This window comes from Streptomyces sp. NPDC029956, assembly GCF_055574655.1.
The window spans coordinates 48,408-55,108 of record NZ_JBVHZJ010000057.1 but is presented as its reverse complement, the minus strand read 5'-3'; the positions used below and the strand labels follow the sequence as shown (position 1 = coordinate 55,108).

Sequence of the window (6,701 nt, the reverse complement as noted above, 5' to 3'; positions counted from 1 at the left end):
AGACTTCCTCCACACCTACAACCACCACCGCTGCCACACCGCACTCAACGGACACCCGCCCATCAGCCGTGTGAACAACGCTGCGGGTCAATACATCTAGGCCGTGCATTCCGCTAGAGCTCCCAGCACCTGGCCGTCGCCCTGTCGATCAGAGGCCGACAGTGGCTACCGCCGACCAGGGAACCGACCTGGCGGGAGGGGCCCGGCGTCGCCCGCAGGCAGGCTTCCGCACGAGGGTCCTCCCGGGGGGGCAGGTTCGTCGCGGGTCCCAACGAGGTGACCTGGAAGGCCGGGCAGCCGTCGCGAATCGGTGCTCGTCGGCGAGCCCCGAGGCTTCGTTTCGGCGGAGCCAAGGGAGCCACTTCGGCAAGTACTTGCTACTCTGGAAAATAGATGCCGCGTAGGACAATGGGATGTCCTGGCAACGACGGGAGGGACTTGCCATGCATGAACAGGCGGATGCGGCCGCAGCGTTGAAAGGGATTGCGCAGATCGAGTCGTCCGCGCGGAGGCGAAGCGGTTGGTACGTCGGCTACCTGTGGCTCTTCGCCGTCTGGCAGCTTGTCCTGGTTCCCGCCGTGCTGCTGTGGCACGGGCCGATGGCGACGACGGTCAGCGCGCTGGCGAACGCCCTCGTGGTCGTGGGGCTGTCGCTGTTCGCCGTGCGGCAGCCTGTGCTTCCACACGGCTACGGCGGCCGGCACCTCAGAGTGATCGGTGCCTGGGCAGTGGCTTACGCCGTGGCCCTGGCGCTCGGTTTCACACTCTTCCTTGACAGCGGCACCTTCGCGGCCTTCGCCGCCCTCGCGTGCGCGCTACCGGCCTCTGCCGCAGCCTGGCGGGAGGCACGTGCCGTATGACGCCGGAAGCATCGGACGCAGCAGAGCGGGGACCTCACCCGCGACACGCACTCGCCCCCCTTCTGGCCTCGGCTGTGCGTCTTTCGATCGTCGCTGCCCTCGCTGCCGTGGAGAAGGCGGAGTTCGCCTACGTGCGGGATCTGGTGGAGATCACCGACTCCGCGTTGTCGAAACAGGTCTCACGCCTGGAAGAAGCGGGCTGGGTGACCGTCGAAAAGGGACAGGTCGGACGCCGACCGCGGACCTGGCTGCGCCTGACCGAGGACGGAGCAACCGCCTTCCGGCGCCACCTTGCCGCCCTCAGGGCGATCGCGGGCCCACTGCAGTGATACGGCCGGGAGTCGGTGCGGCAGTTCATCACGCCTGATCGCCCGCGCCCCGATCGACCCTGCTCCGGGGCGCCGCCCGGACGCGGAACGGCAAGAGGCCGGCCGTCGGCGGGGTGGAACGCCTCCTGGAGGTCTTCCCCGTCCATGGCCTCGATCCGCTGGATCCCGTCCCGCTCGCAGGCCGGCCGTTCCATGACGAGGGGGCCCTCGGCGAGCTCGCCGACGGGCGTTCCCTTCGCCTGCTCGGCGAACTCCTGCCGGGCGAAGGTGAATTCCTCGCCGTGCCACTTCGCCTTGTCCCGGAGCATCGCCAGGCACAGCTCGTCGATCCACTCCCCCGGGGTGACCACCTCCTCGGGGGCGTCGCCAGCCGGGACGTCGCTCATGCCGAAGTTCACGTACTCCAGGAAGACGTCGAAGGTGCAGTGCGGGTTGTACGCGGCGTAGGCGACGGCGCCGGCCAGCCTGGAGGCGCGAGCCGGCGAGCCGGCGATCGGACACGAACCTGGCCGGTACGGGGCGTGGCGCGCCGCGCTCGGGAGAGGTGGCACGGCTGTTCCCCTCGGCATCACTCAGATCACCCCGCCCCACGCAGTTCGCGTTCGGTGGAGGCTGGTGCCGAAGGCCGGCCATTCGGTGTCCGACCGCCGTGATCGTTGCCCATCGACGTTCGTAGAATCGGCCACGCACCTCGGCGCCGCCCCTGCCGTGAGGGACCAGGACCGACCTGACCGGACCTCATCGGTCTGGTGGTGGGGAGGAGACGGAGGATGAGATCGGTGACGCAGGGCAGGAACGCACCGTGACACCAAACACTCGCCACACGCGTCGAGGAACTCCGGGGCACCGGGTCGTCGAGCTGCCGGGACGGGCTCGCTCGAACCTCCGGGTCACCGCCGTACGCCTGTGGGACGACAACATCGCGGACTACGCGGCAGCACTCACCTACTACGCGGTGCTGGCCTTGGTACCCGCCCTGCTGGTCTCGGTCTCCCTGGTGGGACTGGCCGGATCCGACACCCGCGAGCATCTGATCCGGGACCTCACCTCTTATGTCCCTCCCCAGTCGGGGCAGGTGCTTCGAGAGGCCCTGGAAGGCCTCACCTCCACGCCCTCCTCCCTGTGGGCACTGCTCGTCGGCGGCGTCCTGAGCGCACTGTGGTCGGCTTCCAGCTACCTGGCGGACTTCCGTCGCGCCCTGCACGCGATGCACCGGCTTCCCGACACGCGTCCGCCGCTGCGCGCGGCGCACGTCCTCGTCCTCACCGCGGGCGCACTTCTGGCGCTGCTGGTCGCGGGCGCCGCGAGCCTCGTCGCGAGCGGCCCCCTGGCCCGTCAGCTTGCCGCGGCCGCCGGCCACCGGCCACTCCAGTACAACCGCCATGGCCGTCCTCCGGTGGCCCGTGCTCCTGGTGATCGTCACGGCACTCATCCTCATCCTCTACCGCACCGGACCCGTCCAAGGCCGCGGCGCACGCCGGGGGTTTCCGGGCGGGGCCCTGGCGGCCTTCCTGTGGCTCAGTGCCTCGGCGCTCTTCACCGTCTACACACAGTTCGGGACCTACAGCCGCCTCTACGGTTCACTGGCGGGAGTCGTCGTCTTCCTCGTATGGCTGTGGTTCAGCAACCTGGCCCTGCTCGCCGGCGCCCAGTTCAACGCGGTGCTCGCACGGACCGGGGAACGGGTTGGGGAAAGGACCGCGGAACGGACCCGGGATGCGCCGGCGGACGCTGAGACCCCGTCCCCCTACGGATAGCGGCGGCGGGAAGCACGAAGCACTGCGGTCTCCCGCACAGCTCCGCAGCGCGAGCCGACTCTTGATCCGCCTCTTCGGCGAGGTCTCCTTCCACCCCTGCGGGACCCGGTCGGCGCAGCGCGGCCCCAGACGAGCCGGCTTCACCGGGCAACGATCTCGAACCGCAGTGCCTCACCACCGAATCGCGGGGGGGCGAAAGCGCAGGTGTTGTTTCTCCGACGGACACGTTCACCCCGGGCCCCACCGCGCCGCTCAGATCGCTGCGCAACGTACGACGGCTGCCAAGACCTGCCGCGATCGCAGGGCGGCCTGACCGCCCCGCCTTCCTCCCGATCTCACCCCGCCACCTGGCCGTCGACGGGGACGCCCAGCCGGCCGGCCACGGTGGTGAGGGCCTCCCCCAAGGGCAGCGCCACCCGCGTCACCGCGTGCCGGTCGCCCCGGGTCGGGTCCCGGTTGACGATCAGCACCGGCTTGCCGGCCTGGGCCGCCTGGCGGACGAACCGGAGTCCGCTCATCACGGTCAGGGAGGATCCCAGAACCAGCAGCGAGGCTGCCTGGTGGACCAGCTCACGGCAGTGCTCGACCCGCCGTGGCGGAACGGCTTCGCCGAAGAACACCACATCGGGCTTGAGGACGCCCCCGCAGACGGTGCAGGGCACCACGCGGAAGTCCCCGACCTGATCGTCGTTGAGGTCGGCGTCACCGTCCGGGTTGATTCCCGCCGCCACCGGCTCGAAGCCCGCGTTGGCCTCCTCCAGCCGCCCGGCGAGCTCGCGGCGCGCACTGAAGGCACCGCAGGAGAGGCAGACGACCCGTTCCAGGCTTCCGTGCAGTTCCACGACGCCCTCGCTGCCGGCGGACTGGTGCAGCCCGTCGACGTTCTGGGTGATCACCCCCGCCAGCAGGCCGTGCCGCCCGAAGGCTGCCACGGCCCGGTGGCCGGTGTTGGGCCGGGCACGGCCGAACGTACGCCACCCGAGGTGGCTACGCGCCCAGTACCGGCGCTGCGCCCGGGCGTCGGCGGTGAACTCCTGGTAGGTCATCGGGGTGTGCCGGCTCAGGCTTCCGCCCTCGCCCCGGTAGTCGGGGATGCCCGACTCCGTGGAGATGCCCGCCCCGCTGAGCACCAGTACCCCACCAGTGCTCAGTGCGTCGGCGACCGGCGCCGGATCGGTGGTGCCCGGCAGCAGGTCCTCGGTGGGGGTCCAGCTCAGAGTGGGGCGCATACGCATGCCCCCCAGAGTACGGAGCCGGTGCTGCCTCGCCGGTCCCCCGGTTTCACCGGCCGTGCCCCGTTCCGTCGTCGGCGGCACGGCCTCCGGGCCCCAGGAGACCAGTCGGTGCGAACGGCTCTGATCGTTCCAGGCGCGGCAGCTCGGTGCGGGCGACGTGGGTGACGAGGGGCGGCAGGAGGGGGCGTTCCGGCCGGCTGATGTCGATGCTGGGCCAGAGTCACGGTTTCCCGTCCCCGTCGGAGGCGCCGGTGCGCTGACCGCCGCGCTGGTGAGCCGCTTGCGGCGCCGTGACGGGGCGCTGCGGGGAGCGGGTCGCGTCGGTCGTGGTGCGCGGAGGGGCAGCGGTCGGGGTCACGACGGCGCACGGTGAGACGGTGGACGCGCGCCGGGCCGTTCTGGCCGATACCTCCGCCCCGTCCCTGTACCGCGACCTGGTCGGTGAGGAGCACCTTCCCGTCCGCCTCGTGCGCGACCTGGAGCGGTTCCACTGGGACTTCGCGACCTTCACGGTCGACTGGGCGCTGACCGGTCCCGTTCCGTGGACGGCGCGGCAGGCCAGCGGTGCGGGGACGGTCCACGTCGCCGACGGCGTGGACGCGCTGACCCGGTTCGCGGCCCAGCTCGCCATGGGCTGCGTGCCCGAATCGCCGTTCGCCCGCTTCGGACAGATGACGACCGCGGACCCAGCGCCGTTCGCCCACCGGTACGGAGTCGGCGTGGGCCTACACCCATGTGCCGCAGCGCATCACCGCCGACGCGGGCCCCGACGGCATCACCGGCAGTTGGTCCGCGGGTGAGCAGGACGGGTTCGCGCAGGGTGCTGCCGAGGCTGCGCGGACGGCGCGCCGGGCGGGAACGCAGCCCGCGCCGCGCTGCCTCGGTTCGGACCGCACGTCCTGCTCCACGGTGCCCAGCGCGTCTGAGCGACATAGCGGGCGCCCCCATGACTCCATCCGCTCGAACGAGCGTATTGCGTAACAGATGAGCGGCCTATGCGTGGATTCGCCCCGCGGGGGCAGTCGCACACCAGACCCACGGAGGGCGGAGGGACGCCGGTCGGATCGATCAGCAGGCCCGGAGATCGTCGAACTCGCACAGGAGACGCAGTGGTCGTCCGAATAGGTGTCGAAGAAGAGTTCCATGTGATCGACGTCGAGAGCGGCGGGCTGACGCCCCGGGCCGACGCGGTACTGGGCCGGCTCTCACAGCACAGGAGCGCGTACACCCAGGAGCTCCCGCAGTCGGTCGTCGAGTCGAACAGCGGCGTGCACGCCCGCCTCGACGAGCTCTACGCGGACCTGACCGCGTCGCGGAGGCGCCTGAACGCGGCCGCCTCCGCTCAGGGCCTTGCGGTCATGGCGGCGGGGGCGGCACCCATCGCGCGACTCGGGGTCGTACCGGCGACCGATGACCCCCGGTACCGTGCCATGCGGGAGGAGTACCGGCGCGTCGCGGACGAGCAGCTGATCTGCGGCGCCCAGGTCCACGTGGACGTCCCCGACCGGGACACCGCCGTACGGGCGCTCTGCGCGATCAACCCATGGCTTCCGCCCCTTCTCGCACTGTCCGCGAGCTCCCCCTACTGGCTCGGAGCGGACACCGGCTTCGCGAGCTGGCGCACCATGATCTGGCAGCGCTGGCCCACCTCGGGACCGGCAGGATGCTTCACCAGCGCCGAGGAGTACGACGCCGCGGTCGAGGAACTGATCGTCACAGGCGTCATCAGCGACCCCGGAATGATCTACTACGACATTCGCCCCTCCGCCCATCTGCAGACCCTCGAACTGCGCATCTGCGACGCCTGCCCACGCGTCGAGACCGTGGTTCTGATCGCGGCCCTGTTCCGGGCACTCGTCGTCGACGCCTGCGCCCAGGCCGAGGCGGGCGGCGACGCCGGCTGTGAGGACCGGCACGAATGGCTCCGCACCGCGACCTGGCGGGCCGCGCGGTCCGGCCTGGAAGGCGATCTGATCGATCCCGCCTCCCGCAGACCCGTACCCGCTGCCGAAGTCGTACGCGGGGTGCTCCGGCGACTGCGCCCGACCCTGGAGGCGCACGGGGACTGGGACCTGGTGCACGCCCTGGCCGACGAGGCCCTGGCCCGCGGCAGCGCCGCCCACCGCCTCCGCCGAGCGGCGTCCGAGGACGACCTGCTCGCCGCCGTGGACCTGCTCCTGGCCGAGACCCGGGGCGAGGACGGCGCGCGCAAGCCGCTCCGCCCGCGCCGCGGGGGGCCCCGCTCCCCAGCGGAGGGCATGACGGCGAAGGCCTACGGGAGGTGACCCGCCGGCACGGACGACAACGCGGACAGACCCAAGCGAACCACTCACGCACGCAACCACCCACAGGGCGCCTGGACCGCCGGCCTCGCCTGTCGTGCAGCGGCCCCTGCCCCCGGACGGCGCGTCGAGGAGAGCGACACCATGCTGATGCCGGACAACGTGTCGAGGAGAACAGGATCCATGCGGACACGCGAACGCCCCCTACCGCCCCGGGTGTCTCCGGGACACGCGGCGA

The 6,701-nt window shown here is 71.4% G+C and carries 5 protein-coding genes and 3 pseudogenes; 7 read left to right on the top strand and 1 reads right to left on the bottom strand.

The genetic code is table 11. The features are described 5' to 3' along the window. The 5 genes and pseudogenes from ACZ4XX_RS32705 to ACZ4XX_RS32685 all read left to right on the top strand — a co-directional run. Window positions 1-100, top strand: a pseudogene (locus ACZ4XX_RS32705) (IS481 family transposase); the annotation flags it as partial. 343 nt (window positions 101-443) lie between these two features. Further along, entirely contained in the window at window positions 444-860 is a 417-nt protein-coding gene (locus ACZ4XX_RS32700) for a hypothetical protein (RefSeq protein WP_468511476.1), read from the top strand. After that, window positions 857-1,189, top strand: coding sequence for a winged helix-turn-helix domain-containing protein (locus ACZ4XX_RS32695; RefSeq protein ID WP_468511475.1), 333 nt, complete (start codon window positions 857-859; stop codon window positions 1,187-1,189). Before ACZ4XX_RS32700 ends, ACZ4XX_RS32695 begins: the two co-directional genes overlap by 4 nt. A gap of 802 nt (window positions 1,190-1,991) precedes the next feature. After that, a pseudogene (locus tag ACZ4XX_RS32690) lies at window positions 1,992-2,453 on the top strand (YihY/virulence factor BrkB family protein); the annotation flags it as partial. Between the two features lie 118 nt (window positions 2,454-2,571). Beyond that, complete coding sequence (locus ACZ4XX_RS32685; protein WP_468511474.1) at window positions 2,572-2,946, top strand: YihY/virulence factor BrkB family protein; 375 nt, start codon at window positions 2,572-2,574, stop codon at window positions 2,944-2,946. 335 nt (window positions 2,947-3,281) lie between these two features. On the opposite strand, the gene ACZ4XX_RS32680 is transcribed toward ACZ4XX_RS32685, so the two are convergent. Beyond that, a complete protein-coding gene (locus tag ACZ4XX_RS32680; RefSeq protein WP_468511473.1) occupies window positions 3,282-4,181 on the bottom strand; it encodes an NAD-dependent protein deacetylase in 900 nt (299 codons plus the stop codon). A 188-nt stretch (window positions 4,182-4,369) separates the two neighbouring features. On the opposite strand from ACZ4XX_RS32680, the pseudogene ACZ4XX_RS32675 reads away from it, so the two are divergent. Next, window positions 4,370-4,997 (top strand): annotated as a pseudogene (locus ACZ4XX_RS32675) (phytoene desaturase family protein); the annotation flags it as partial. A 293-nt stretch (window positions 4,998-5,290) separates the two neighbouring features. After that, the gene (locus ACZ4XX_RS32670; RefSeq protein ID WP_468511472.1) at window positions 5,291-6,466 is read left to right on the top strand and encodes a carboxylate-amine ligase; all 1,176 of its coding nucleotides are present in this window, start codon (window positions 5,291-5,293) and stop codon (window positions 6,464-6,466) included. Window positions 6,467-6,701: the final 235 nt, after the last annotated feature.

Bases quoted from the DNA above. Each gene is read 5' to 3' on its own strand.
- ACZ4XX_RS32700 (WP_468511476.1), top strand. From the start codon at position 444: ATGCATGAACAGGCGGATGCGGCCGCAGCGTTGAAAGGGATTGCGCAG.
- ACZ4XX_RS32695 (WP_468511475.1), top strand. From the start codon at position 857: ATGACGCCGGAAGCATCGGACGCAGCAGAGCGGGGACCTCACCCGCGA.
- ACZ4XX_RS32685 (WP_468511474.1), top strand. From the start codon at position 2,572: ATGGCCGTCCTCCGGTGGCCCGTGCTCCTGGTGATCGTCACGGCACTC.
- ACZ4XX_RS32680 (WP_468511473.1), bottom strand. From the start codon at position 4,181: ATGCGTATGCGCCCCACTCTGAGCTGGACCCCCACCGAGGACCTGCTG.